26 protein-coding genes and 1 pseudogene are annotated in these 25,746 nt (G+C 28.5%); 1 reads left to right on the top strand and 26 read right to left on the bottom strand.

Annotated features, from left to right (window positions below; all coding sequences use genetic code 11):
* Nucleotides 1-148 precede the first annotated feature (148 nt).
* Entirely contained in the window at nucleotides 149-1,369 is a 1,221-nt protein-coding gene (locus DIC82_05400) for a hypothetical protein (protein AWK50501.1), read from the bottom strand.
* Nucleotides 1,342-2,193, bottom strand: coding sequence for a TIGR00159 family protein (locus DIC82_05395; GenBank protein ID AWK50500.1), 852 nt, complete (start codon nucleotides 2,191-2,193; stop codon nucleotides 1,342-1,344). Before DIC82_05395 ends, DIC82_05400 begins: the two co-directional genes overlap by 28 nt.
* Before the next feature lie 284 nt (nucleotides 2,194-2,477).
* Between DIC82_05395 and DIC82_05390 the strand changes: the two genes are divergently transcribed.
* Nucleotides 2,478-3,086 carry a cell wall hydrolase gene (locus DIC82_05390; protein AWK50499.1) on the top strand — a complete coding sequence of 203 codons (609 nt, stop codon included), beginning with the start codon at nucleotides 2,478-2,480 and terminating at the stop codon, nucleotides 3,084-3,086.
* 363 nt (nucleotides 3,087-3,449) lie between these two features.
* On the opposite strand, the pseudogene DIC82_05385 reads toward DIC82_05390, so the two are convergent.
* From DIC82_05385 to DIC82_05270, 24 genes and pseudogenes are all read right to left on the bottom strand, one after another.
* Nucleotides 3,450-3,588 (bottom strand): annotated as a pseudogene (locus tag DIC82_05385) (beta-aspartyl-peptidase).
* Between the two features lie 3 nt (nucleotides 3,589-3,591).
* Complete coding sequence (locus DIC82_05380) at nucleotides 3,592-4,884, bottom strand: hypothetical protein (protein AWK50498.1); 1,293 nt, start codon at nucleotides 4,882-4,884, stop codon at nucleotides 3,592-3,594.
* A gap of 275 nt (nucleotides 4,885-5,159) precedes the next feature.
* Complete coding sequence (ptsP, locus tag DIC82_05375; protein AWK50497.1) at nucleotides 5,160-6,779, bottom strand: phosphoenolpyruvate--protein phosphotransferase; 1,620 nt, start codon at nucleotides 6,777-6,779, stop codon at nucleotides 5,160-5,162.
* 290 nt (nucleotides 6,780-7,069) lie between these two features.
* Nucleotides 7,070-8,104 carry a ribonucleotide-diphosphate reductase subunit beta gene (locus DIC82_05370; GenBank protein AWK50496.1) on the bottom strand — a complete coding sequence of 345 codons (1,035 nt, stop codon included), beginning with the start codon at nucleotides 8,102-8,104 and terminating at the stop codon, nucleotides 7,070-7,072.
* A 243-nt stretch (nucleotides 8,105-8,347) separates the two neighbouring features.
* The gene (locus DIC82_05365) at nucleotides 8,348-10,579 is read right to left on the bottom strand and encodes a ribonucleoside-diphosphate reductase subunit alpha (GenBank protein AWK50495.1); all 2,232 of its coding nucleotides are present in this window, start codon (nucleotides 10,577-10,579) and stop codon (nucleotides 8,348-8,350) included.
* A gap of 192 nt (nucleotides 10,580-10,771) precedes the next feature.
* Nucleotides 10,772-12,127, bottom strand: a complete 1,356-nt coding sequence (locus tag DIC82_05360) for a sensor histidine kinase (GenBank protein ID AWK50494.1) — start codon at nucleotides 12,125-12,127, stop codon at nucleotides 10,772-10,774.
* Complete coding sequence (locus DIC82_05355) at nucleotides 12,099-12,791, bottom strand: DNA-binding response regulator (GenBank protein ID AWK50493.1); 693 nt, start codon at nucleotides 12,789-12,791, stop codon at nucleotides 12,099-12,101. Before DIC82_05355 ends, DIC82_05360 begins: the two co-directional genes overlap by 29 nt.
* 53 nt (nucleotides 12,792-12,844) lie before the next feature.
* A complete protein-coding gene (locus DIC82_05350) occupies nucleotides 12,845-13,621 on the bottom strand; it encodes a hypothetical protein (GenBank protein ID AWK50492.1) in 777 nt (258 codons plus the stop codon).
* A 44-nt stretch (nucleotides 13,622-13,665) separates the two neighbouring features.
* Nucleotides 13,666-14,223: a Fe-S-containing hydro-lyase gene (locus DIC82_05345; GenBank protein AWK50491.1), complete on the bottom strand. Its 558-nt coding sequence runs from the start codon at nucleotides 14,221-14,223 to the stop codon at nucleotides 13,666-13,668.
* A 429-nt stretch (nucleotides 14,224-14,652) separates the two neighbouring features.
* The gene (locus DIC82_05340) at nucleotides 14,653-15,495 is read right to left on the bottom strand and encodes a fumarate hydratase (protein ID AWK50490.1); all 843 of its coding nucleotides are present in this window, start codon (nucleotides 15,493-15,495) and stop codon (nucleotides 14,653-14,655) included.
* 485 nt (nucleotides 15,496-15,980) lie between these two features.
* Entirely contained in the window at nucleotides 15,981-16,655 is a 675-nt protein-coding gene (locus DIC82_05335; protein AWK50489.1) for an N-acetylmuramoyl-L-alanine amidase CwlD, read from the bottom strand.
* 626 nt (nucleotides 16,656-17,281) lie between these two features.
* Nucleotides 17,282-17,758, bottom strand: coding sequence for a hypothetical protein (locus DIC82_05330; GenBank protein AWK50488.1), 477 nt, complete (start codon nucleotides 17,756-17,758; stop codon nucleotides 17,282-17,284).
* Between the two features lie 109 nt (nucleotides 17,759-17,867).
* Nucleotides 17,868-18,293: a hypothetical protein gene (locus tag DIC82_05325; GenBank protein ID AWK50487.1), complete on the bottom strand. Its 426-nt coding sequence runs from the start codon at nucleotides 18,291-18,293 to the stop codon at nucleotides 17,868-17,870.
* Between the two features lie 94 nt (nucleotides 18,294-18,387).
* Complete coding sequence (locus tag DIC82_05320) at nucleotides 18,388-18,582, bottom strand: hypothetical protein (GenBank protein AWK50486.1); 195 nt, start codon at nucleotides 18,580-18,582, stop codon at nucleotides 18,388-18,390.
* A gap of 11 nt (nucleotides 18,583-18,593) precedes the next feature.
* On the bottom strand, nucleotides 18,594-18,920 hold the full coding sequence (locus DIC82_05315) for a head-tail adaptor protein (GenBank protein ID AWK50485.1): 327 nt from the start codon (nucleotides 18,918-18,920) through the stop codon (nucleotides 18,594-18,596).
* Between the two features lie 14 nt (nucleotides 18,921-18,934).
* Nucleotides 18,935-20,578, bottom strand: a complete 1,644-nt coding sequence (locus DIC82_05310) for a terminase large subunit (GenBank protein ID AWK50484.1) — start codon at nucleotides 20,576-20,578, stop codon at nucleotides 18,935-18,937.
* Nucleotides 20,575-20,907 (bottom strand): hypothetical protein, encoded by a 333-nt coding sequence (locus tag DIC82_05305; GenBank protein AWK50483.1) that lies wholly within the window; start codon nucleotides 20,905-20,907, stop codon nucleotides 20,575-20,577. The genes DIC82_05310 and DIC82_05305 overlap by 4 nt, the downstream gene beginning before the upstream one ends.
* Nucleotides 20,908-21,015: 108 nt before the next feature.
* Entirely contained in the window at nucleotides 21,016-21,321 is a 306-nt protein-coding gene (locus tag DIC82_05300; GenBank protein ID AWK50482.1) for an HNH endonuclease, read from the bottom strand.
* Nucleotides 21,322-21,325: 4 nt separating this feature from the next.
* Nucleotides 21,326-21,589, bottom strand: a complete 264-nt coding sequence (locus DIC82_05295; protein ID AWK50481.1) for a DNA packaging protein — start codon at nucleotides 21,587-21,589, stop codon at nucleotides 21,326-21,328.
* 58 nt (nucleotides 21,590-21,647) lie between these two features.
* Nucleotides 21,648-22,901 carry a phage major capsid protein gene (locus DIC82_05290; protein ID AWK50480.1) on the bottom strand — a complete coding sequence of 418 codons (1,254 nt, stop codon included), beginning with the start codon at nucleotides 22,899-22,901 and terminating at the stop codon, nucleotides 21,648-21,650.
* A 3-nt stretch (nucleotides 22,902-22,904) separates the two neighbouring features.
* Complete coding sequence (locus DIC82_05285) at nucleotides 22,905-23,462, bottom strand: HK97 family phage prohead protease (protein AWK50479.1); 558 nt, start codon at nucleotides 23,460-23,462, stop codon at nucleotides 22,905-22,907.
* Nucleotides 23,463-23,533: 71 nt separating this feature from the next.
* Nucleotides 23,534-24,727 carry a phage portal protein gene (locus DIC82_05280; GenBank protein ID AWK50478.1) on the bottom strand — a complete coding sequence of 398 codons (1,194 nt, stop codon included), beginning with the start codon at nucleotides 24,725-24,727 and terminating at the stop codon, nucleotides 23,534-23,536.
* A gap of 208 nt (nucleotides 24,728-24,935) precedes the next feature.
* Entirely contained in the window at nucleotides 24,936-25,163 is a 228-nt protein-coding gene (locus DIC82_05275) for a hypothetical protein (protein AWK50477.1), read from the bottom strand.
* 245 nt (nucleotides 25,164-25,408) lie between these two features.
* Nucleotides 25,409-25,684, bottom strand: coding sequence for a hypothetical protein (locus DIC82_05270; protein AWK53038.1), 276 nt, complete (start codon nucleotides 25,682-25,684; stop codon nucleotides 25,409-25,411).
* Nucleotides 25,685-25,746 lie beyond the last annotated feature (62 nt).

The raw sequence follows: 25,746 nt of genomic DNA, 5'->3' as shown, positions 1-25,746 counted from the left end.
TTCAAATAATACTATTTTACAATTTCATTTTCTTAAACCTTATAAACTATTTATTACCCATATGAAGTTGTTTTAAACTAATCTAAAAGAATTATATCACAAAATAGCCACAGCATTGTCAATACTGCGACTATTTTACCTCCTATCTCTAACCTTTCTTTTTAACCACTATATTGACACTTCCAACATCTGATATTGTTACATTATTTCCATTAACAAGTGTTGCCTGTGGTGTATAATTAAATGTTCCTTCTTCTTTTACATTGATCAAATCTAATATAACATTTATATTTTTGGAACTTATCTTATCTAAATCTGTTTGATTACCTGTTACTATAATATTGGTTGTTGAATTTGAAGAATCTAACGAAAATGCTTCATTTAAATTTTCATACTGTACATTACATATTACATTTTTAGTTGTGGTTTCTTCTTTTATTACTTTAAACTTAACCTTAATAGTATTTTCTCGATTTTCAACTGAAATACCTTCTGGCAAATTAAGCTTAACTTCCATTTCACTATCTGCTTGTAGCGATGACATGTCCACAACTTCAGTGTCTATTGATTCTATTTTATCTAAGTTTTGACCTTCTCCTAATATATTTACATTATTTTTACTTAGTTCATAACCTTCTAAGATAAATCCTTGCGAAATAGTTCCTTTAGTTTTTAAGTTTATAGGTACAAACTTCCCATTAGTTACTACAATTGATAATTTTGCGGTTTCACTGTCTGACTTAATATTATTAACTTCATTCCCCACTGAATCCACAAACTTTATATCATATTGGCTCTCCTTATTTTTATCTATATCTTTTTCTTCTCCAGTTAAAATAGCTTCACTAATTCTTTCAACAGAACTCCTTCCACCTGTTACAGTCACCGTCTTTGGACTTATTGTTTGTTCTTTTTCATAAATATGTTCTTTATAATTAACTTTTACTTTAGATTTTATTGTAATTGCCTTTTCAACTAATTCTTCTAAGTTAACCTTTATTCCTAAAAAGCTATTATTTTTAATATCAATCTTTTCAGGATAACTTACTATTTGAACTGGTATAGTATTTTCTCCATTCTTTAATGCATAAGCTGACATATCAGCTATAATCCTAAAATCTTCTTTTTTAACCTTTGCCACTTCACTTGATGACCCTTCCAGTTTTAAATCTACTGTAAATTGTTGTTTATTTGCAATTACAAATTTAGAATCAGTTAAAGAATTCTCATTTGTTAATTCTACTGGAATATTCTTCAATTCATAAGTCCTAAGTGGATTTTCAACATTTGAGACATATAGCCATAAACCAAACGACAACAGTATACAAATAATCTTAACAATTAACGTTCTGTTTTCACTTTTATCCATGACTTCACCTTCTCTCCTGCTGTTTTTACTTTCTTCTCATTTCTATTTTCTATTATTTTTATTAATATATTTCGCAATTTTTCTTTGTCATAACCTCTTGTTATTCTTCCGTTGACAGCTAATGATACAACACCTGTTTCCTCTGATACAATTATGATTAATGCATCTGATACTTCTGATAGTCCTATTGCAGCTCTATGCCTAGTTCCTAATTTTTTATTAATCGTATTATTATCAGTTAGTGGTAGAACACAACCTGATGCTAAAATTCTATTATTTCTTATTATTGTTGCCCCATCATGAAGTGGAGTATTCACTACAAATATATTTTCTAAAAGGTTTGAGGTTACATTTGCATCTAATAATGTACCTGCACCAATCAATTCATTGAGTCCTGTACTTTGTTCTATTACAATTAATGCTCCAGTTCTAGTCTCTGATAAATTTTGAACTGAAATTGCAATTTCACTAATAGTTATATCTAATTCTTCTTTATTATTAGGATAATGCTTATCATCAAAAGCGCTTCTTCCTAAATGTTCTAAAGCCCTTCTAATCTCAGGTTGAAAAATAATAATTACAGATAATACCCCGATAGTTAATGTCTTATTTAATATAAAATATAACATATCTAATCTTAATAAATAACTAATTGGAATAAGTACTATAATTAGTGCTATCCCTTTTAATAATTGTTCTGCTCTTGTTTCTCTTATTAAAATATACACTTTATAAAATATGTATGATACCACTAAAATATCTAATATAGACCATAATGACATATTAGAAAAGCTTGTTCCTAGCATTGATAAAAGTTCACGCAAATTTTTCACCTCTCTTCTCTTAATTAAAATTATACAACAAATACTATGTTCTTAGATACAAAGACAATTATTATTTTATTACTTTTCTATTATTTTTATAATAATTTTTTATTAATATATATTAAATTGTTACTTTTTTTGAATATGCTTAATCTTATTAATTATTATCTATTATATTTTAATGGTTAGAAAACCCTATAAAAGATTATACAAATAAATAGTGTATATAATTACTTTGTTTGGTAATAATATTATTTGTTGCACTAGACCAAAGGAGGTTTTTTATGAAAAAGATATGTAGTATTTTTGTAATTGCTTTAATACTATATCTTTCCGTTATTAATATTAATCCAGCTTTTGCCGTAGTTTTAGACGAAACATATTGTGAAACTAAGAGTGTTTCTTTAAATCAAGAAATTAATGAAGATTATTCAAATACTAATATAGAGTATATTTTACAATCCAATGAAAAACATGATGAGATTTTAGAAGTTTTTAATCATTCTACTCAACAATTATATATAACGGGCGAAGATATAGCTTTAATGGCAAAACTTGTTTCTGCTGAAAGTATTGGTGAGCCATATGCTGGAAAGGTAGCTGTAGCTTCTGTGGTATTAAATCGTACTATTGATCCTCATTTCCCAAATACTATACAAGAAGTTATATTCCAAAAAAATGCTTTTTCTTGTGTTAAAAACAGTAAAATAAATGCTACTGCAAATCAAGATTGCTATGATGCAGTATATGATGCAATTAGAGGTGCTGACCCGACAAACGATGCTTTGTTTTTCTATAATCCAACTATAGCAACATGTAATTGGATGAAAGAAACACACAAAATTAATCAAACAATTATAGGGCATCATACTTTCTTCAAAGTAAAAGATTAACTTTAAACATTAGGTACAAGGAAAAAATTACAAGTCAAATATATAATATATATTTTGTCTTGTAATTTTGTTGAATGGGCTTAATGTAAAATAGATATAGCGTTTAATTAAAATGTTTTTTATATAACGCTTTTTTTTATTTTGTAATTCAAAAATTCCTTTATAATAGCTTTCCCATCTTCAACCATCTTCTTTTCTTAAGCAAAAAACATATTTATCTTCAAGGAACTTTCATCCATCATGACCAACTCTGCATCTTTTCCACATTCTCTGGTTCCTTTATCCTTAAACTTTAATATTTAAGCTACATTCTTATCTCAATGCTTTATTCACATTAGCTATTAATGATTTTAAACTTCTTCATATACCGTCAGTTCCTATAACATCCAACAACTGTTGTAATCCCTGCTTCTATTAGGCTAGACAACTGAATTTCAGGTGTTCTTGTATTATATCCGCTTTTTCCTCCACGACCTATGATATGTATATGACAACCTTCAATTATTTAACTTCTTAATATACTTACAATGTTATCATTTATATAAATTGAATTAGGAAAATTATTTACTAATGTATTTGCATAAGCTTTACTTTTTTCCTTATCAACGGAATTACTTAATAATGTTAATTGATATAGTACTTCTTGAATATAAATACCCTTAGGATATTGATTATAATACTCCTCATATTGTGCTAATGCAGTTTGATTATCTTGTTGTTTGTATGTAGCACTTGCTCTATAAAAAACAATATGTTCTTTTAGGCTATTTCCTTCACAATATGTATACGCCTTATCAAATGAAATTTGAGCATCTAAATAATTACTTTGATTAAAATACCACAAACCATATTCATAGAATTTTGATACTCCTTCACTTTTCATTAAATCGACAGCTTCATTATATAATTCATTATCTTCACTGTTTATTGATTCTGCTTTAACATTTTTTAATTGTTCATACACTCCAGCTAAATCGTTACTTTTCATTAATGTTTTTAACTTATCTTTATCAAAGTTTGTACTTTTAGGATATTTTTCAACTATTTCTTCTGAAGTAGTCTCTGAATTTACTTTTGATGTTTCTTGAACTTCAATTTCTTTGCTGTCATCTACTGTACTACTTTCTTTTTCTAGAACTTCATTGTTTTTTGTTTCTCCTATATTATTAGCTAAGTTTTTCGACTTAACTTTTGACACAATTAAATATCCGCCAGCAGCAATTGTCAAAACTAAAAATAAAATTGTTATTCCTATCAGAAGGCCTTTTGAAGAATTTTGAGAACCTAAATCTACTCCATCTTCTTTTAATTCTTTTTTTATAATTTTAGCTGTAATTGCATTTTGATCTATGCTCAAAGCCTTATCTGCATATTCTTTAGCTTTATATAAGTCACCTTTTTTTTGATAACATATAGCAATCCCTGTATTTACCTTAATTGCATTAAAATCACTTTCTGAACATATCTTAAATAATTCAAGTGCATTATCTATTTTAAATTGTTTTAATGCTTGTTCCCCTTGTTTATATAAATCTAATCGCCTTTCATCAGCTATAGCATCTTTTATATAATTTTTTGCAATATCATCATTATTAAAATCTTCATTTATTTTCCATACTGTAATTGCCTCATTTAAGTTTCCTTTTTGATATAATAATAACCCTTTAAAGTTTAATACAACTGGATTGTCTAGTCCTTCTAATAGTACCTCTTCACATGTTTCTAGTGCCTTATTAATTTTCCCCTTTTCATAATAATCCATAGCTTTGTCATAAGCCTTTTCAGCTTTTTTATTCATAAATGTCCCCTTATTAATCTTAAAATCAAGTATTTCTTATCTATAGTATATTATATCTTCTATAATCCTTCCAACTAAATATTAAAATAAAAGCAATTATAATTTCTCAACTTAATTTTACATTTCTTAAAATTGTCTATAAATGAAAAGGCTGTCTCAAATAACTTTGAGACAGCCCAACTTTAGGTACATTTCTTAAAATAACAAGTCAAATATAAATGTGCCTCTTTGGCTTGTTATTTTCTTTAATATGCCTTATATAAAAATTCTTATGTTTATTCTTGTTCTAACATTATTTTCTTAGCATTTAATATTGATGAAGCACTCATTGAGAATTCATCTAATCCATATTCAACCAATGTAGGGATAGCAGCTTCATCTCCAGCCATTTCTCCACACATTCCAACCCATTTTCCATGCTTATGAGCTCCATCTATAGTCATCTTTATTAATCTAAGCACAGCTGGGTGCATTGGATTATAAAGATATGAAACTTTTTCGCTCATTCTGTCAGCAGCCAAAGTATATTGGATTAAATCATTTGTTCCAATTGAGAAGAAATCAACATATTTAGCTAATTCGTCAGCATAAACTGCTGCTGCTGGAATTTCAACCATGATACCCCATTGGATCTTTTCTGAATATTCTTTTCCTTCAGCTTTTAATTCAGCCTTACATTCATCAACAACTTCTTTTGCTTGTTCAAATTCTTGTAATCCTGAAATCATTGGGAACATAACTGCAAGGTTTCCATAAATAGAAGCTCTAAGTAATGCTCTTAATTGAACCTTAAATATATCTTTTCTATCTAAACAAAGTCTTATTGCTCTATAGCCTAAGAATGGATTCATTTCCTCTGGTAATGGTAAATATGGAAGAGTCTTATCTCCACCGATATCTAATGTTCTTATAACAACTTGCTTACCATCCATTTTTTCAAGAGCAAATTTATAACTTTCAAATTGTTCATCTTCTGTTGGTGCACTATCTCTATCCATGTACAAGAATTCTGTTCTAAATAATCCTACACCATCGCCACCATTTGCTAAAATAGCAAGAACGTCTTCTGGTTTACCGATATTTCCACAAACTTCAATTCTTCTGCCTGATTTAGTAGTTGTTTTAACATCTATTAATTTCTTTAATTCTTCTTGTTCAGCTTGGAATTTCTCTTTTTTAGCTTTATATTCTGCTACTACGTCTTCTGAAGGATTTATAATTACATCTCCAGTTAGTCCATCAAGTATAATCATATCTCCAGTTTTAACACATGTAGTTATATCACCTAATCCAAGTACAGCCGGAATTTCTAAAGTTCTAGCCATTATAGCTGCATGTGAAGTTCTTCCACCAATATTGGTAATAAAACCTACAACCTTAGTTCTATCTAATCCTGCTGTGTCAGATGGAGTTAAATCGTGAGCCACAACTATTGTATTATTTTCAGTTATTGCGAAAGAATCTCCGCCTTTACCTGCAAAATTTGATAGTATTCTCTTAGATACGTCTTTGATATCAGCAGCTCTTTCTCTCATGTATTCATTATCCATAGATTCGAATATAGCAACAAAAGAATCTGTCACACTTTCAATTGCCTTTAAGCCATTTAAGCTGTTATTTTCAATTTCACTCATCATTGCTCCAGTAAATTCCGGATCATCTATTAACGTAATATGTGCTTCAAATACAGCTGCTTTTTCTGCACCCATCTCTTTTTCTGCTTTAACTTTAATAATCTCTAATTGTGCTTTAGAATCATCTAATGCTTTTTGCATTTTTTCTTTTTCTGCACCTATATCTGCAATTTTTGCGTCATTTATAACGATTTCTTCGTTTTCTTGTAAAAATACTTTTCCTATTGCATATCCTTTAGAAGCAGCAATACCTTTTTTCATAATATGGAACTCCTCCTTGATTGTAAATTTATTGTTATAATTGTTTTTTTATGTCTTAATATATACTTAAATGTTATTATAAAAACTAACTCTCTCTATTATATCATAACTCTTTTTAAATTTTAACCGCATTTTGTGACTTTTTTAACAAATTTCGTTTAAAGTAATTATATACGAGCTTTTATACTCATATTTCAATTTACTTTATATGAATTTTTAGTAATATTTTATAACAATATGTGCTTATCATCCATTTTATTCCTATTATTTTAGTATATAGTGAATTTAATTTATAAATCATCAACTAAACTTGCCGACTTTGCATAGGCTGTAGATCTTGCCTCAAAAAAATCTGTTTTAAGAGAATTTGCATTTGATAAATTATCTACCCATAAAGCTGGATTTTCATTATACTCATCAAATAATAGTTCTAAGTTTATTTCTTTTAATCTTTTATTTCCTAAATATTTTATATAATCTTCTATTAACTTTTTATTTATACCCTGTATTTTATCTCCTATAACATAATGTCCCCACAAAATTTCTTGCTCTACACCATTCTTCATCATTTCTCTTAATTCATCTTTTACTTCTTGTGTAAATAATTCAGGATTTTCATTTTGTAATTCTTTTATAATATTTCTAAACAGCCAAAGATGAGTATTTTCATCTCTATTTATATATCTGATTTCTTGTGCTGAACCTGGCATCTTACCATTTCTCTCTAGATTATAAAAAAACATAAACCCAGAGTAAAAATATATACCTTCTAAAATATAGTTAGCCATAAGTGTCTTTAATAAATTGTGTGTTGTAGGTTCATTTATAAATTCATTATATAAATCTCCTATGAATTTATTTCTATTTAAAAGTATCTCATCATCTTTCCATTGATAAAGTATTTCATTTCTTTTTTCTGGTGAACATATACTATCAAGCATATAACTATAACTTTGTGAATGTACTGCTTCTTGAAAGCTTTGAATTGTCAAACAAAGGTTAATTTCGCTTGCTGTTATATAATTATTTACATTACTTAAATTAGCTGTTTGAATAGAGTCTAAAAATATTAAAAATGATAATATCTTATCATATGCGATTCTTTCTTCGTCTAATAAATTTTGGTAATCCTTTAAATCCTGTGAAAGATTAACTTCTTCAGGAATCCAAAAGTTATTCATGCCTTGTCTATACCAATCTGAAACCCAACTGTATTTCATATTATTAAAATCATTTAAATTTGTAGTATTACCATTTATAATTCTCTTTTTATTAATATCTCTATCTCCAAATTCATTAAAAAGAGGTTTTTTACTCATCTTCATTTTTATTCTCCTATTCTTTATAACATTTTAGAATATGACTCACATGAGTTCATTTGGCAAATGAGCCACACCAAATCATTCTTTAAGTAAGTTAATTCATATGCACGAGTTAACTAAGCTCGAAGAACCAAATGTGAAATTTCAACTCTCAATTATTTGCTTTCACTATGTATAGGTTCTACTATCTTAATATAAGATTTAGACCATAACTTTGGGTTTTCTTTTTTATGAAACCCGACTCACTTACGCTGAACAATTTTCACATTCAGTCACTTCAAGTGATTTTGATCTAACATAATAAATTGACTTAACACCACTTTTACATGCTTCTATATATAAGTTCATTATTTGTCTCATAGTATAATTATTTGTTATATACAAATTAAAGGATTGGCCTTGATCTATATGCCTTTGACGTATTCCATTCATTTTAACTGACCAAGATTGTTCTATATTATATGCTGAATTATAATACCAATAATTATCTTCCGAAAGATTTGGTGCTGTCTTAGGAATTATGCTTCCCTTCTTTTCATCTAAATAAAATCTAGCCATAACAGGATCAATTCCTTCTGAAGTTCCTGCTATAGTTGCTGTTGAGCCATTTGGTGCAACTGCTATTAAATAACCATTTCTCATTCCAAATTCATGTACTTCATCTCTTAGCTCATTCCATTTATTATCTTTATAATTTCTTAATTCAAAATAATTACCATTATCCCAATCAGAACCTTTAAATAATTCATAATTTCCTTTTTCCTTTGATATTTTCATACTAGATTTTATTGCATAATAATTAATCTTTTCGTAGACTTTATCTACAAATGTTTTATGCTTGTCTTCAGTCCAATGTATTTTATTATTAGCAAGCATATGATGATATCCACTTGTTCCAAGTCCTATTGCTCTGTATCTCTTATTTGTGATCTCTGCAAAAGGAACAGAATAATAATTTAAATCAATAACATTATCCATAGCTCTAATCTGAGTTTCTATAACATATTCCATTTCTTCATCATTTATTACATCTATATTCCCAAGTAAAATTGATGAAAGATTGCAGACAACAAAATCTCCAGGTATTACTTTTTCAACTACAGTATAACTATCTTTACCTTTTAAAATTTCACTCTTTTGTATTTGCATAGGACTCATATTTTGCATTATTTCGCTACATAGATTTGAAGAATATATCATCCCTTTATGTTTATTAGGGTTCATTTTGTTAGCAGTATCTCTATAAAAAGCAAATGGTGCTCCTGTTTCAGCTGCACTCTTTATAATTAATCTTACTAAATCTTTTATTGACATTATTCTTTTTTCTATTCTTTCATCATTTACACATTCATAATATTTTTCTTCCCATTCTTCACCATAAAAATCTTCTAATGCATATCCTTTAACAGATTTAATTTCATGCGGACACATCATATACCAATTAGCATCTATATTGTTTTCTGCAAGTCTCCAAAATAAATCTGGATAACAAAGACCTGGAAATACATCATGAGCCTTTTTTCTATCATCTCCATTATTAGTCTTTATTTGAAGAAATTCAGGAATATCCTTATGCCATGCGTCAATCCATATGGCAACAGAACCATTTCTAACGCCTAATTGATCTACAGCTATTGCAGTATCATTAAATAGTTTGACCCATGGTATTATTCCACCTGATGCTCCTTTAAATCCTCTAATTGAAGAACCTAATGCTCTAATTTTTCCCATGTAAATCCCCATTCCACCGCCAAGTTTAGATACTTTAGCAAAATTATCAAGAGATTTATAAATTCCATCTAAACTATCTTCTACTGAATCTACAAAACATGAACTTAATTGATAAAATGGCTTTCTTGCATTAGACATAGTTGGTGTTGCCATAGTTGCTTTTAATGAGCTTAAAACATTATAAAACCTCTTTGCCCAATATACCCTATTTTCTTTTTTTTCTGGAATTGCAAGATGCATAGCTATTCCCATAAACATTTGTTGTGGAAGTTCTATAGGATTTCTATTATAATCTTGAACCAAATATCTATTTGTTAAAAGATTTATTCCACTATAATTAAATAAAAAGTCTCTTTCAACTTTTATCTCTTTTTCTAATTCTAAAATATCATTTTGAGAATAATTCTCCAAAATATATTCTCCATAAAGATGTTTCTCTGTTAAATCTTTAATGAACTCATAATAGTTCTTATATAAATCTTCATTTGTATTTAAGTTTCTAATATCTCTAATCTTATCATACAGCTCGTAAGTATACATCTTAGCCGCAGCATATTGCCAATTTGGTTCCATATCTGTAGTTAACTCCAATGAAATTTGAATTAATGATTTTCTTATTTCACTGCTACTCATGCCATCTCTTATAATATTGTCAAAAGCAGTTAATAATCTTTCTTTAGTATAAATTCCTTCTTTATCTCTAATTCTAGAAATTGCATCTTCACATAATTGATTCAAGTCCGACATCTTATTTCCCCCACTATATCTTGTGTTTTTTGTATATGAATTAAAATTTTTATACAATATATTGTATATTATAATTCCTACTAGAATAATTGTAAAATACCAAAATTTATAGATTTATATATAAAAAGTAGTTAATCTTCGATTTCTCACAGATTAACTAACTAATTGATAACTTTTATTTATTAATATGTTTTATTCCTTTTTTATAGGAAGTATTAAATAAATTTTAAACATATCGCCTTCTTTTTTTATCTTAACTTCTCCACCATGAAGTTCAACTATACTCTTAGTTATTGCAAGACCTAGTCCTGAACCTTCAACTTTTGAATTTCTAGATTTGTCGCCCCTTGCAAATCTTTCAAACATTTCCTCTTCATTAAAATCCATTTCATAATTCGCAACATTTTTTACTCCAATTTTTACACACTCGTCTTCTAATTTAATATTAATATAAACTCGAGTGTTATTTAATGAGTATTTTAAAGCATTAATTATTATATTTTCTAATGCTCTAGACATAAGTTTTCCATCAAGTTCCATATATATTGCATCTTCTTCAGTTGTAACTTTAAAAGAAATATTTTTTTCCTCGTATAACGTACTATATTCACCTAACCCCTGGTGTATTAATGATAATATATCAATTAAATCTCTGTTTAATTTAATCTTACCACTATTAATCTTTGACATTTCAAATAAATCTTCAATTAGAACTTTCAATTTTAAAGATTTCTTTTCTAATATTAATAGATATTCTGCTTTTTCTTCCTCTGTTATATCTTTACTCTTTAATATATTTACATAATTTATTATTGATGTTAATGGTGTTTTTAAGTCATGAGATACATTTGATATTAATTCAGTTTTTAATTTCTCGTTATGCATACCATTTTCTAAAATCTCTTTATATCCAGCTTTTATCAAATTAATATTTTTAACTAATTCTTTTATTGCTGGAGAACCATCAAGTTTAATATCTTCTTGCAAATTACCCTCATTAACTTTTCTAAGTGCATCATTTACAACAACTATATCCAAAGTCTTTTTTAATGCATACATCAAAGTTAAAAATAAAATTATTATAATAAATACACTTCCTTTAAATGGATACGTCTGAAAAAATCTAACAAATATATTATTTTCATATCCACCTGTTGCAAGAAAATACAAATATGTAATTAATATTATAAGTACTAATGCTATGGATATTAATAATGTGTTCCTTGTTTCTTTATAATGAAATCCATTTTTTATTACAAAAATTATATTATTAATTAGATTAGATTGAATTTTAGGTGATTTAGGATTTCTTTTTATTACAAGAATGATTTTCATAATGAAACTTATATATATAGTACATACTAACATTAGCTCTAATGCATTATTTCTAATATCATATGCAGTTAAATCATGCTGTACTTTATTTATTTGTATATAATCTCCTAATATTGAAAATAAAATTGCTGTTATTAAAGCTATGACTACTATATCAATTAAGTAGATACTACTAAAATATATTTTAATCTTCCTTTTCAATCTTATATCCAATTCCCCACACCACCTTAATATATTCAGGCTCTTTTGTGTTTATTTCAATCTTTTCTCTTATTCTTCTAATATGTACAGTTACAGTATTTTCACTCTTATAAAATATCTCTTCCCATACATTTTCATATATTTCTTTTATAGAAAATACCTTTCCTGAATTTGAAGCCAATAAATATAGTATTTTATATTCTGTAGCTGTTACTTTAACCTCTTCTCCTCTTAAAGTAATTTTTTTAGCAATAGTATCTATGACCAAATCTTTAACTTTAATTATATCTTTGCCTTCCTCAACACTTAATGGTTTTTCATATCGTCGTAATTGCGATTTAACTCTTGCCACTAATTCCAAATGATTAAATGGCTTCGTTATATAATCATCTGCACCTACATTTAATCCCAATATTTTATCCGAATCTTCACCTTTTGCAGATAGCATTATTATAGGCAAATTCTGCTTTTCTCTAACTTTTAAACAAGTCCTTATTCCATCAAGTCTAGGCATCATTATATCTAATATAATTAAATGTATCTTTTCCTTCTCAAGAATATCTAAAGCTTCTAATCCATCTTCCGCCTTAAATACTTTTAAGTTTTCTCCTCTTAAATATATTTCAATTGCATCTCTTATTTCCTTTTCGTCATCAGCTACTAATACATTAAACATACTACATCCTCCTAGATTTCACTTTTTATAGTATAATATTAAACTTTGTGAACTTAATTATATATTGCCATTTTAAATTCTTCTGAATTCTTAACCGGATCAAAATCATGTTCTTTTTTTGCTACCTCTTTAACACCTGAATCTATTTTTATTGCCTTGTTTAAGTATGTCATTGTATTAGCTACATCCCCTCTTCTTCCATAAATAGATGCTATACCATAATAGCTCCATACATAATCCTCGATTTCTAAAGCTTTATTATACCATTCTAATGCTGCATCCATATTTTCATATAATTCATATGTAAGTGCTTTATTAAACTTTGCATAGCCATAATTTTCATCAATATTTAATGCGGTGTCTATATCCTTCATGCCACCATCATAATCTCCATTGTAAGATTTCGCAATACCTCTTATGTTATATCCCATAGCATTGCTTGGGAACTCACTTATAAGTGTATCAGCTTTGCTAATTGCATTATCATATTCATATGAAAAAAATAATCCATATGCCTCATTATATAACTCATTTTCTCTAGCTGTATAATTCTTTTCTTTTTCATTTTTTTTAATCTTCTCATTATTATTAGTTTTATAATTATTGCCATCAGATTTTTCTGTTTCTGTATTAGTTGTATTGTTAATATATGTTTCTTCTGAATTTATAGGTTTTACCATTTCTTTTTGTTCATTATTTTCGCTTTTGATGTTTTTATTATTTATATTTCTCCAACCTTCATAAGATAATATTCCTATTGCTGCTATAACTAGAACTATTAATAGTATTTTCTTGTTATTTTCTTTTCCTGGCAATTTAATTCTATTCATATATTTCTCCTTGTTAATTAATAGAACTTTGATGCTTAAATATTCTATCTAACTGAATTTAAATATTCTTGTTGTCCAATTTCATAAAGATTATTTCCTTGTGCATCTATAATAACAACTAATGGCATATCTTTAACTTCCATTTTTCTTATGGCCTCAGCACCTAAATCTTCATATGCAATTATTTCAGATTTAATAACACTTTTTCCTATTAATGCAGCCGCACCCCCAATAGCACCAAAATAGACTGCTTTATTGCTTTTAATTGCATCAATTACTTCTTCATTCCTTGCGCCCTTACCTATCATCCCTTTTAAGCCAAGCTCCATTAATGTTGGTGCATATGCATCCATTCTATAACTCGTTGTAGGTCCCGCTGACCCTATTACATTCCCTGGTTTTGCTGGAGATGGTCCAACATAATATATTATTTCATCCTTTATATTTAAAGGTAGTTCTTTTCCTTCTTGTAGCAAATCTATCAATCTTTTATGAGCAGCATCCCTCGCAGAATAAATAACTCCACTTAATAAAACACTATCCCCAGCTTTTAAATTTAATATTTTATCTTCTGTAAGCGGTGTATGTAATTTAATTTCCATTCAATTTTTCCTCCAATATTTTATTTCCCTATCTAATATCTCGTCATTCTATTCTTTTCATATCATCACTTTAGAATTAATAATTCCATAATTTCAGATAACATCAACTTTAATAATATGTGTAAGTTGAACTGAATTTAATTTTAATATAAAATTTTTATTTGATAAGTTTTAATTTTCTGATGTTTAGCCAATATAAATCTCTATCCGATTTAAACAAGAAAGTGAGTCACACAAAGTCAAATATTCTACGGTATCAATGTTTTGATAACTAAATACAAAATTAGGACTTTCACTTTTAGTTGTATATTTTTATATTAATGTGGAATATATAATAGCAGTACTACCCTAGACATGGTATCCCTCCAAGATATGATTTGAACTGACCTTTAGTAAATCATAAAATTCCATCTAAAGCCACTTTTTACTTTATATTATAGTTTCTTTATGCCTAGTGGCATGACAATTTATATTTACTGCTACAGGTAATCCTGCAATATGTGTTGGGTACGTTTCTATATTCAATCCCAAAGCGGTAGTCTTTCCACCAAATCCTTGTGGTCCAATACCTAATTGATTTATCCTCTCTAACAATTCCACTTCTAGCTCCTTGTAGAATTCATCTTTATTCCTTATATTAACAGGTCTAAGTAATGCTTTTTTAGCTAAATAAGCAGCCTTATCAAAAGTTCCTCCAATTCCAACACCTACAACCATAGGTGGACATGGATTAGGCCCAGCTGCTTTAACAGTATCTATTACAAATTTCTTAACACCGTCTAAACCATCTGAAGGTTTAAGCATGCCTATTTTACTCATGTTTTCTGATCCGAATCCCTTTGGTGCTAAAGTTATTTTAACCTTATCACCATCTACTATGTCATAATAAATTATAGCTGGCGTATTATCATTTGTGTTTATTCTTCTAATGGGATCCTCTACAACTGATTTTCTTAAAAAGCCTTCCTTATAACCTCTTCGTACACCTTCATTGATAGCATCTTCGAGTTTACCCCCAACTAAATGTACATCTTGTCCTATTTCAATAAACACGCATGCCATACCTGTATCCTGACACATAGGCATTTCTTCATTATTAGCAATTTCAGAATTAATAATTATCTTATCTAAAACCTCAGCTGCTAATCTCCATGTTTCTTCTTCCTTAGATTTTTGTAATGCCTCTTTAATATCTGAGCCTAAAAAATAATTTGCCTCAATAGATAAATTCCTCACTGCATCTCTAATGATTTCAACATTTACTTCCCTCATCCTAATAACTCCTCCATTTATTACTTAATACAAGAATAGAAACAATTATTATCAATTAAATTCTATGCTTATATATTTTCTTCTTATTACTACATATAAGTTTAAAATTATTTCTTGTTATTTACAACCCTAAATAAATGTATTTATTTTCTCATAAAAAAATCATACTCTATCAATTTTTAAATTATAGAATCTATTAATAAACTTTTTCCTATTATCCAATCCACTTAAAATTATTTTTACTTTTTGACTTTAGGCTTTCATAATTACAATTTTTCATTACTATACTTAAATATAAGCACATTAGATATTGAGAGGTATGAATATGAATGATAAAAGTTCAAATAAATTTATTACAATAATAATTTATTTTTTAGTTATTTTTCTAATATTTTTAATATTATATAATTTATTTTTACTAATAAATCAAACATACTATTCCCCTAACTCATTTGAAAATAGTATAAAAGTTGGTCCTATTATTGTTAATTAGAACTATTAATGTTTTTGTTCTCAAAATACTTATTAACACCATTCATTATACCTTTAACAAGTTTATCTTGGTGTTCATCACTTTTTAATTTTTGCTCTTCTTCATAATTTGATAGAAAACCGCATTCTACAAGAACACATGCCCCCTCATATCCATCTCTTAATATTCTATATTGCTCTTTTGCAGCTTTAGGAACTCTCTTGTTTTTATCATCCACTGTTTCCTTTATTGAATTTTGAATTTCATCTGCCAAAAGTTTACTATTATCATTAGATGCATACCAAACTTGAGCTCCAAAGCAGCTTGCTTGTGGAAATATATTTTGGTGTATAGAAATAAACACATCACATTTAGTATCTTTTTTCATCTGACACCTTGCATTTAAATCCTTAACTTTCTTAGAATCTAGCTGTAAGTCTTTTTCTCTTGTCATATTCACAGTGTGACCTGCATCTTCTAATTCCTTTTTCAATTTTGTAGCTATTAATAAATTTATATCTTTTTCTATGGTTCCATTTTTTGATCTTGCTCCCCCATCAATGCCTCCATGGCCTGGATCTATTAGTATTATGCTTTTAGTATTATTTTCATCTGAATTAGCTCTTATTGGCATTCCAAACATTAAACAAAATATGCAAAATAGCATTAAGACTTTTTTGATTTTCATTAAATTAATACCTCCAATTATTTTAGATTATATAAAATATTGTTTGCTATATAATTTTAATTATTCAGATTGATTATACTAATATTAGTATTTTAAATTTAATTATTTTCAAATAAAGCATTTTTCATAATTATATACTTTTATAATTAATTAGAGCTTTGTAATCATTTATAAAAGTAATTATACATAATTGAATAATAACGATATGTATCACTCATAAATAATGATAGTGTTTTTTTATATTTTTTTATATATAAAAAAACCCACAAACAATAAGTTTGTACTTATTGAATTTATGCTTTTTTATAGTATGCTCAAACGCTCTTATATTGTAATTTGTTTATTATTCAAATACTTTTATTTTTATCTATTGTTATTTTATACGGTGTAAAAAACGGTGTAAATTTATATCTTTACACTTTTCTTATATTCTAATTTATATATATTCTATTTTTTAAAATATCATTTTTTAGGGTACTTAGGGTACTAAAATAGTATAAAGTAAGTAATATCAACGCTTTAGCTTATAAGTACTCTAACTTTTTTAGGGTACTGTCAGGGTACTTAGGGTACTGAATTTAATATAATAAAAGGCACTCACCTTATAGATGAATACCTTCTTTATTTTACTCATTAATAAACATTTTGTTTCCCCAATCTATACTTTCATTTGGTACATTTATTGGAAATTTAATTTTCTTTTTAGCAATAAATTCATTATCATAAATATTCTTATATGTGATTTTAATAAAGTTGTTTAAAACAATATTATCGCACTCGCTAAAATTCAAACTAACTTCAAAGTCATACTTATCATTAGGTGATTTTGGATAATATACGTTACATATTGGCTTTTCTTCTCCACGCCAAGAAACATTTATATCACTTACTGGATACGAATTTTGATTTATAATTTCAAAATAAATTGTTTTTCCACTTGACCTATAACCTATACAACAAAATTTAGCTTGCGAAATCTTTTGTTTTTCGCTATTTAAATCTTGTTGACTTTTTATTTGATACTTAACTGCAACAAATGCAGTTATCGCAGATATAACTGCACCTCCAGCGGAAATAATAGTTGCAACATCTTGAGCACTCATGCAAACAACCTCCTTTTCATAAAATACAATATTCTACATAAAAAGTTAAACTCCTTTTTATATAATAAAAGAACCCTATTACTAGAGTTCTAAAATATAATTTATTTAGCTATTTGCTTTTATGTTTTAAAAATTTAGTTACATGAGCAATATATATAAATATTGCTAAAGCTATAAATATAAGAAATATAATTAAGTAAGGATTTTCATTAGCTTTTTCTACACTGCTATAATTCACCTGTAAATCTTGAAGCTTTGACACTAACTTCCCATCATTGATATTCGCTGTAAATAAAATTTTGTTCTTATACTCCGAATTATTTTTGGGGATTATTTTAATATTCTCTTCATTTATTACAACTTGTGAAATTTCACTTTTATCTAATAGATTAATAAATTCGTTATAGCTAATTTCTTTCTCCGTAGTAACCTTTTTAGGAAAATTATATGCAACTGACAATAACAATAATATTGCAAAAACCACACTAATAATTTTAACTGTTTTTTTATCTATCATAATTTTATCCCCTTCCATATAATACAATTATACACAAGTTGGTAAATTCCTCCTATGAATTACAAAACATCTAATAAAAAACACCTATATTCCTATAGATGTTTCTTTTGATTTATTTATTATCATTTAAATATTTGATTATGTTATCTTTAAAATCATTTAATGTATAAAAGACTTCCCTTGCTAAATCATCTATATCATTTTTATTTAATGAATCATCTACTGCATTATCAATTTTATTTTGCATTTCCATTGAGAATTGATTTAATGATTCGCTTAAATTTTCTTCCAACTCATCTATATTCATCATTTTACCTCCTAATTAATTTTATAAGCATATATTTTTAAATCTGTCTTTTTGCCTTCAAAATCATCAATATGAGTTATACAGTATGTTTTATTGTTATATAAAATTTTCATGCTTGTATCAATTCCAGTTCTCCAGTTTATTTGAAATGTAACCTCGACTTTTGTATTAGTTGTTGCTGCTGCAAAATATTCTGTACCAGATATATGTCTATAATAAGCCCATATATTTTCACACCCTGGAACTGGTGCTTCTTCTTCAATATCGTTTCCAATTTCATCTTGATAGCTTGTCAATTTAATTATGCTTATCTTTTTATCTTTTCTATACTTACCCATTTGTTTTCACTCCTTTATAATGCTCTAATAAATTCTTCAAAGTGTTCATATAATCCGACATATGAATCCAACATTGAAGCAAGTCCATCTATTCTCTGCTTTGCTGCCTGGTTCTTAATAGGTACAATATTTCCGTTCCTATCTTCTTGAATACCTGTATTAGTTAAGCACCATTTAAGAATAGGATTATTATTATAATTAATTTTATTTGCCTTTAGGTCTGCCCCTAGCTGCTGCATTGGTAGTGATAGAGTTCTTGCACCCTGGATTGCTCTAACCATCTTAAATCCGTTCTGTTCCATTTCTTCAACCCAATACTTAGCGGAATAACTATCGTAATATATCCATAATGGCGTTATACCATAATTGTTAAGCATTTCAACAAACCATGCGGTAACATCACTATAATTAATTGAATTGCCACTACATAGCCTTATCAATCCACGTTTAAGCCATATATCATATGGTATCTTTTCTAGCTTTACTCTCTGTTCAAAATTATCACTTGGTAGCCAGTACATTTGATGAATATATCTTTTTTGAGTAACCTTATCTATTAATAAAAGAGTTGCACAAGTTAAGTCTGTTGTGATTGATAAATCTGCACCACCTATTGCATAACAATTCTTAAAATCTTCAATATTAAAAGTTTCTTCATTGTTAAGGTCCTCAAATGTCAACCATGCACTTGAAATTGTATCTCTTATATTAAAATCTTTTGTTAATACTCCAGTTAAATCTTTAGGGCTATTCTTCGCCTTTTCAACTTTTCTCTCTAAATCATCTAATTTTTTAATTGTTCCTAGTGCTGGATTAGCTTTCGCCCATGCTCCAGGTTCAAGCCATTCTTCTTTTTTATCTAATTCATATAATATAGGAAGAAATGTTTCATCTTCAAAATTCCCATCAACGATATTACACGCATAATCATACATATCGTCAAATATACATTCTCTAATAGTTCCAGCGGTTGTTATCATAAGTAATAGCGGTTGCCTTCTTGCTGATTGTGATTGCTTCATAACCTCATATAGGTTACGGTCTTTAACTCCATGTAATTCATCAATAATTACACAATGGGCGTTTAATCCGTCTAATGTATCAGAATTTTTACCCAATGGCTGGAACTTACTCATTGTTAGTGGGAAATATAAATCAGTTTTTCTTTTCTTGATATGCTTCGATAGGTAAGGGCTTTGTTTTATCATATTTAAGGTTTCATCAAATACCAACTTTGCCTGGTCTTTCTTTGTAGCACATGAATATATTTCTGCTCCAGGTTCTCCATCTGCAACTAACATATATGCAGCTATACCACTTAACATTGTACTTTTTCCGTTCTTACGTGCCACATAAAACATACTTTCCTTATATCTTCTTAATCCTGTATTCTTGTCTATGAAACCGAATAAGGCTGATATATAAGCTTTTTGGAATAACTCCAATAGAACTGGTTTTGTTGCCCATTCTCCCTTACTATGTTTACAGAATGTTTCAATAAATTTAATAGGCTTTAAGGCTTTGGCTTCATCAAAAATATATTTACCTGGATTATTAATCTCATTTACTAACTTTTCATATTGTTTATATACTCTTTTTGATACAATACATTCACCAGCTTTTATTGCTTCAAAATATTCAATAACATAATTCATTATTCTTTTATGAACTCCAGCAAAGGATCTGTTTCTTTTGGTACTTCAACTGGTGGTAATAAATCTACTAATTGCTTATATAATAGGCTATATCTTTGAACTGTTGTATTATATCCTTTGAGTGCTGGGTGTTCTCTTAAAAACTCCTGTCTGCCTTGCTTAAACATTGAAACTGCACCTTCTTCTTCAACTTGTTTTTTCAAGCTATTCAATGTCTTTTGCATAAATGAAAGTTCATTATAAATACTTTCTGCTATTGGTTGTCTATCTTTTGGTATCTGCTTTAGTAATGTTTTTAGTTGCTTCATATCTTTTGAAATTGCTATTGCCATAAAATCACCTCTTTCTTTTGTGTTGTGGGACTTTGTTTATCCCACCCTTAATATAAAATTTACATAGAGGGGTTTCTAGTTGTCCATCATCGGTTCCAGCCACCTCACTCATTTTTCTTGACCTGGGGCGGTGTAAATTAAATTTCCTTCGTTATCAAAACTTATTCCATTAACTGTTGCATTGTTTCCATGTACTACATTATGACAATCTAAACATAAGGCTTGAAGGTTATCCCAATTTAAAATAATATTTAAATTATTTATATTTGTTGGTGTTATATGTTGCTTATGATGTGTTATGTATGCACTACCTCCGCACCTTTCACATATATAATGTTTACTTTGCATAAATCCTTTTCGACATTTCTTCCACGCTGAACTCTCATAGAAACTCTTTGCATATTCCTTCGCCATTGCCTTATATCCTCGCCATTGGTGTTAGTGTTGCAATTATATTATCAATAACTTTGTCTAATGCTCCTGTACTTCCTTCATACCAACTCTGTAATAAGAATCCAGCTAATGTTTTAACTAATGGATTGATAGGCTCTGTGTTCCATGCCTTGCCTGTCTTATTCTCCAGGTATTGTGGTATTGTATCAATTAAGTTTTGTATTAAATTATCATCTTCTGAAAAGTCAACTCTTAATAGGTTCTTTGTTTCTTCTAATGTTATTATCATGTAATCACTTCCTTTTAATTAAAGGGCATAACTTTCGCTACACCCTTATTGTTATTTATTATGCGGTTGCTCTTGATAGTTTTATAAATGCTTCTGTAACTAATGGTTTTGTATCTGCAATTGCTAATGCTCTATAATCAATTAAGCCACTCTTAAAGCTGCTATCTCTTGAAGTTTCGATTATTATTCCTTGTGGTATGTTGTAACCCATATAATTAAAGTTTCCTAATAATATAACATCATCTGCAATATTATCATCAATTACAACTGGTTTTCCTAGGATATAACCTATTTCTTCATTCTTAGGGTCTGCAATAAATATTGGTCTTTTATTTAAATCAACTAAGCTATAAACTTGGTTATAAAGTGTTGAATTATTCATTGCGAATTTTGCTCCAGCCCCATAACCTCTCTTTAACATTCCGACCATTTTTGTGAAGTCTGTATAAGCTACATTACCAGCTTTTGCAAATGTAAAGCTATTTGAAGCACTCCATACAACTCCTGTTAATAATCCAGTTCCTTGTGTTGTTCCAGTTCCATTTACTAATGAATCTGCTATTGTTTCCATTACACAATTTGTTAATTCATCTGTAATATAACTTTCAAATGCTAATATTGTCATTTTCTTAGCTGCTGCACTCATTGACATTACTTTTACAATTTCATATGCTGCAAATGATACGCTTGTTGTTGCTGCTGCTTCACTTGCAACTGCTGCACCTTCAACGTGCCATGCTGCTTTTGTGCTTGGTGTTCCAATAGGTACTGATAAATTAGTTGGAATATTGAAGTTTCTACAACTTGCAATTAATCCTCCCATTGTTCGTGCTTTTGAAATAACTTCGTTCAATGTTTGAGTTGGCAGTACTGCGGCTGCACTTGTTGTTGTACTAAATGCGTCTGCTCTCTTTTCAGTATCTACAATTTCCATTGCTCTTTTATATGTTCTTTCTTCGGGATCTGTTAGCTTTTGCCCTAACATATTCTTAAAGAATGCACTTCTGTACTCGTTACTTGCGAATACATCACCTTTTGGGGCTTCTACATCACCATTAAAATTCATTCCTGTTATTGGATTGAATTGACTTCTTTGTGCTGGTGCTTCACCTTCTGCTAGTGCTCCTGGTTTCTTTTGTTGAATGTTTTGTTTTGCTTGGTTTAATCCTTCAATTTCGATATTCATTGACATAACATCTGCGTTTGGATCATTGTCAATTGTCCCTTTGATTTGTGCTGCTCTTGTTTCAATACCTTCTAAAGAAAAGTTTCTATAATAATTAAATGCTTCTGCTACTGTTGTAAATTTCATGTTTTAACACTCCTTCAATAATAATTTATTTATTTTTATTTTTATTTGGTCTTTTTGTGATTCCAGCTTTTGAACTTCTGTTATTTGGTTTCTAGCTTCAATAGATGTAGTTTGATATGCTGGATATGGAACTACACTACATTCATATACTTTTTCTATCTTTGTTATTGTCCTGGTGTTTGTTTTAGGATCATAAAGGCTGCCACCTTTTGGAACTTTAAAAGCAAAACTCATGCCAGTTAAATCACCCCTACTTACTGCCGTATGTACTGACTTTGCTTCTTCTGTACCTGGTAAAGTTGCTCTCATATGTAGCCCTTTATCATCAACATTAAATTGCATTGTCTTGGGTACTCTTGCTAATGGTATTTTATTTGTATCATGGTTATATAATAGGCGTATGTCGGTTAAATCTGCCCCATCTAACGCACCACGCTTGATTATCTCGTTATAACTTCCGTTAGGATCATTGATTGTTGTTACTTCATCAAATACAATAGGTGTTCCTATTAGTTCAAGTTCATCATTGCTCTGAATCTGTGCATTTCTGACTTCCTTCATTTTTGGGACCTCCTTTATCTTTGTTAACCTCATTAAGTTCTTCTTCTAACTCGCTTATAGTATCTTTTAAATTATCCATCATTTTCACCCTTGTCTTTCATCTGATAATTGTCTACTATATCCGTACTAGCAACATTTAAGGTTTGTACCCTTCTGTCACCATCTTCAACGCTTGGTAAGTTTAATATTTCTAATGCCTGGTTAACTGTAAATAATCCTAATGGCATTAATTCCTTTAATATCTGTGTTTTAGTTGTATTGCTTGCAAATTGTAGCCTGTTAGCTTCTAATAAAATAGAATTTCCAAAAGCTTGTTCTCTTGGTGTAAATAACTTCTCTGTGAGTTCCAATGAGAATTGCACTCCTAAAGGTTCAATAATACTTTCATAAAATGCAGCCCATTCATTTTCTGTATATGTGCTATTTACGATATTTTCTGATATTCCTAAATACTCATATATCTTCTGCTTTATTGATAGTATCTGCTTATCATTAATAATTGTTGGTTTTAAATCTAATGGCACATATTCCAGCTTGCTATCTAATGCAACAATTCCACCATTATTGCTTATAGTTAAATAATCAGATATAAACGCTTCTTTTTCCTTCTTTAGGTTTTCGGGGCTTAATATTTGATTATATTTTAATAGCCCTCTTATACTTGCACTAGATTTAATTGAGTTTTCAATTCCTTCGCTTTGTGTATGTGCCAGGTCTAAAGTTGGTAATATTGCGGTGTTGGTATCTCCTAGTAAATCATTAGAATTAAAGAATCTTCTTATCGTGAATACTTCTGTAAATGGCACTATGAATTGCTTACCACCCATAAATAAGAATCTGCAATATAATATGCCTGTTAGGTCTGTTATATATTCCATGTTCAAGGGGCTTAATGGGTATATACCTGTTAAATTGCCCTTATCATCTTTTTGTAAATATGCGAATGCGTTATTGTATAGATAATAATGTGTAACTAGCTTATATATAAGGTCATATGCACTCATATACGGGTTCGGTCTAACTTGTAATATTCTATTAAGTGAACTATCTCCATCTTTTCTCTGACCAGCTATTGTTACAACGTGAACTGGTTTAAGCTTTGCTGCATTTCTTGCTATTGAATCAACTGCTGCTCTATAAATATCACTTTCATATGCGTTACCGCTAAATGGTGTAAATATAGCTGCACTTCCGTTCATAACTTCAACGTGTTCTGTACTTGCTGGATCTTTATTCTTTTTGAATAATTTATCTATTAAATTCACTTTTTCACTTCCTTAAATAAAATAAAAAGGCTACGGTTATAAATAGGTTGGCTCAAAATTGAGCTTTCCTAAATATTCCCGCAGCCATTAAAATTCTTAATGCTTTCCATCATATGATGGGGTACTTAAATATTTAATTTTCTATACCTATATTATACCATATAAAAACGTTTAAACATACCATTTTCAATGGTTTAATGATATATTTTTAAATTTCAATTCCTAATTCATTTAATTTCTCTAAAACCCTACACCATTCATCTTGATAAAATTCTATTGTATCTCGCAATGTTGCTTTTCTTGTGATTACGCCTGTATTTGATGTAATAGTAACTGTATCACCTAATGTTGCATTCATAGTGTCATTAAAATCTCTTAACACCTTAATTATTTCTATATTAGCACCTTTAATTAATAATTCTATTTCTCTTTTCATTTTTTACATTCCTCCATTATTTTAATTATTCAACATCTAAATAAACTCTATAATATTGACCGCTTTTATATGGATCACTTATTTTTTTAATTGTTACTCCAGTTGATAACATTTCAAGTATTTTAGCTTTTTCTTCTTCTGTCTTATATCTCATTTGTAGTTTTATCATTATTTATACACCTCTCTTTTAACTTTTCCAATAACCTTATTAACTCTAAATCTATCTCAAATACTGAATTCATTAATTAATCCTCCTTTTTTAATCCTATATACCCAATTACATCATGATAATAATTTTTTAATAAATAACACCATTCAAACTTTGCTATAATGTTTCCTGGTCTTTTAACTGGTTCAATCTTATCTATATATACATCTACATTTCCACCGACAAAATTAACATTTAAAGTGTCCTCACTTTCTTGTAATACAATGTTTACTTTGCCTTTAACTAATAATCCGAACTTATGATAATAGAATGTGCCTTCTTGGAGTTGCTTTTTTAATTCTTGAATATTAATCATTGTGTATCCCTCCATAAATTAATTTTGGTATGCTTTAAGTCCTTGCAATTTTACTCCAA

This window comes from Clostridium beijerinckii (assembly GCA_003129525.1).
Classification (GTDB): Bacteria; Bacillota; Clostridia; order Clostridiales; family Clostridiaceae; genus Clostridium; species Clostridium beijerinckii_D.
Note: the sequence above shows the minus strand (reverse complement) of the source record. Positions and strands in the feature narration are given on the sequence as shown.

What these genes read in the sequence shown, in the direction of transcription:
- DIC82_05320 (AWK50486.1), bottom strand. Translation starts at nt 18,582, where the DNA reads ATGAATATAGATGAGTTGGAAGAAAATTTAAGCGAATCATTAAATCAA.
- DIC82_05315 (AWK50485.1), bottom strand. Translation starts at nt 18,920, where the DNA reads ATGGGTAAGTATAGAAAAGATAAAAAGATAAGCATAATTAAATTGACA.
- DIC82_05290 (AWK50480.1), bottom strand. Translation starts at nt 22,901, where the DNA reads ATGAAATTTACAACAGTAGCAGAAGCATTTAATTATTATAGAAACTTT.
- DIC82_05365 (AWK50495.1), bottom strand. Translation starts at nt 10,579, where the DNA reads ATGTCGGACTTGAATCAATTATGTGAAGATGCAATTTCTAGAATTAGA.
- DIC82_05390 (AWK50499.1), top strand. Translation starts at nt 2,478, where the DNA reads ATGAAAAAGATATGTAGTATTTTTGTAATTGCTTTAATACTATATCTT.
- DIC82_05295 (AWK50481.1), bottom strand. Translation starts at nt 21,589, where the DNA reads ATGATAATAACATTAGAAGAAACAAAGAACCTATTAAGAGTTGACTTT.
- DIC82_05325 (AWK50487.1), bottom strand. Translation starts at nt 18,293, where the DNA reads ATGGAAGGGGATAAAATTATGATAGATAAAAAAACAGTTAAAATTATT.
- DIC82_05335 (AWK50489.1), bottom strand. Translation starts at nt 16,655, where the DNA reads ATGAAAATCAAAAAAGTCTTAATGCTATTTTGCATATTTTGTTTAATG.
- DIC82_05400 (AWK50501.1), bottom strand. Translation starts at nt 1,369, where the DNA reads ATGGATAAAAGTGAAAACAGAACGTTAATTGTTAAGATTATTTGTATA.
- DIC82_05330 (AWK50488.1), bottom strand. Translation starts at nt 17,758, where the DNA reads ATGAGTGCTCAAGATGTTGCAACTATTATTTCCGCTGGAGGTGCAGTT.
- ptsP (AWK50497.1), bottom strand. Translation starts at nt 6,779, where the DNA reads ATGAAAAAAGGTATTGCTGCTTCTAAAGGATATGCAATAGGAAAAGTA.
- DIC82_05370 (AWK50496.1), bottom strand. Translation starts at nt 8,104, where the DNA reads ATGAAGATGAGTAAAAAACCTCTTTTTAATGAATTTGGAGATAGAGAT.
- DIC82_05305 (AWK50483.1), bottom strand. Translation starts at nt 20,907, where the DNA reads ATGGCAATAGCAATTTCAAAAGATATGAAGCAACTAAAAACATTACTA.
- DIC82_05350 (AWK50492.1), bottom strand. Translation starts at nt 13,621, where the DNA reads ATGAATAGAATTAAATTGCCAGGAAAAGAAAATAACAAGAAAATACTA.
- DIC82_05300 (AWK50482.1), bottom strand. Translation starts at nt 21,321, where the DNA reads ATGGCGAAGGAATATGCAAAGAGTTTCTATGAGAGTTCAGCGTGGAAG.
- DIC82_05380 (AWK50498.1), bottom strand. Translation starts at nt 4,884, where the DNA reads ATGAATAAAAAAGCTGAAAAGGCTTATGACAAAGCTATGGATTATTAT.
- DIC82_05340 (AWK50490.1), bottom strand. Translation starts at nt 15,495, where the DNA reads ATGAGGGAAGTAAATGTTGAAATCATTAGAGATGCAGTGAGGAATTTA.
- DIC82_05345 (AWK50491.1), bottom strand. Translation starts at nt 14,223, where the DNA reads ATGGAAATTAAATTACATACACCGCTTACAGAAGATAAAATATTAAAT.
- DIC82_05355 (AWK50493.1), bottom strand. Translation starts at nt 12,791, where the DNA reads ATGTTTAATGTATTAGTAGCTGATGACGAAAAGGAAATAAGAGATGCA.
- DIC82_05275 (AWK50477.1), bottom strand. Translation starts at nt 25,163, where the DNA reads ATGAAAAGAGAAATAGAATTATTAATTAAAGGTGCTAATATAGAAATA.
- DIC82_05285 (AWK50479.1), bottom strand. Translation starts at nt 23,462, where the DNA reads ATGAAGGAAGTCAGAAATGCACAGATTCAGAGCAATGATGAACTTGAA.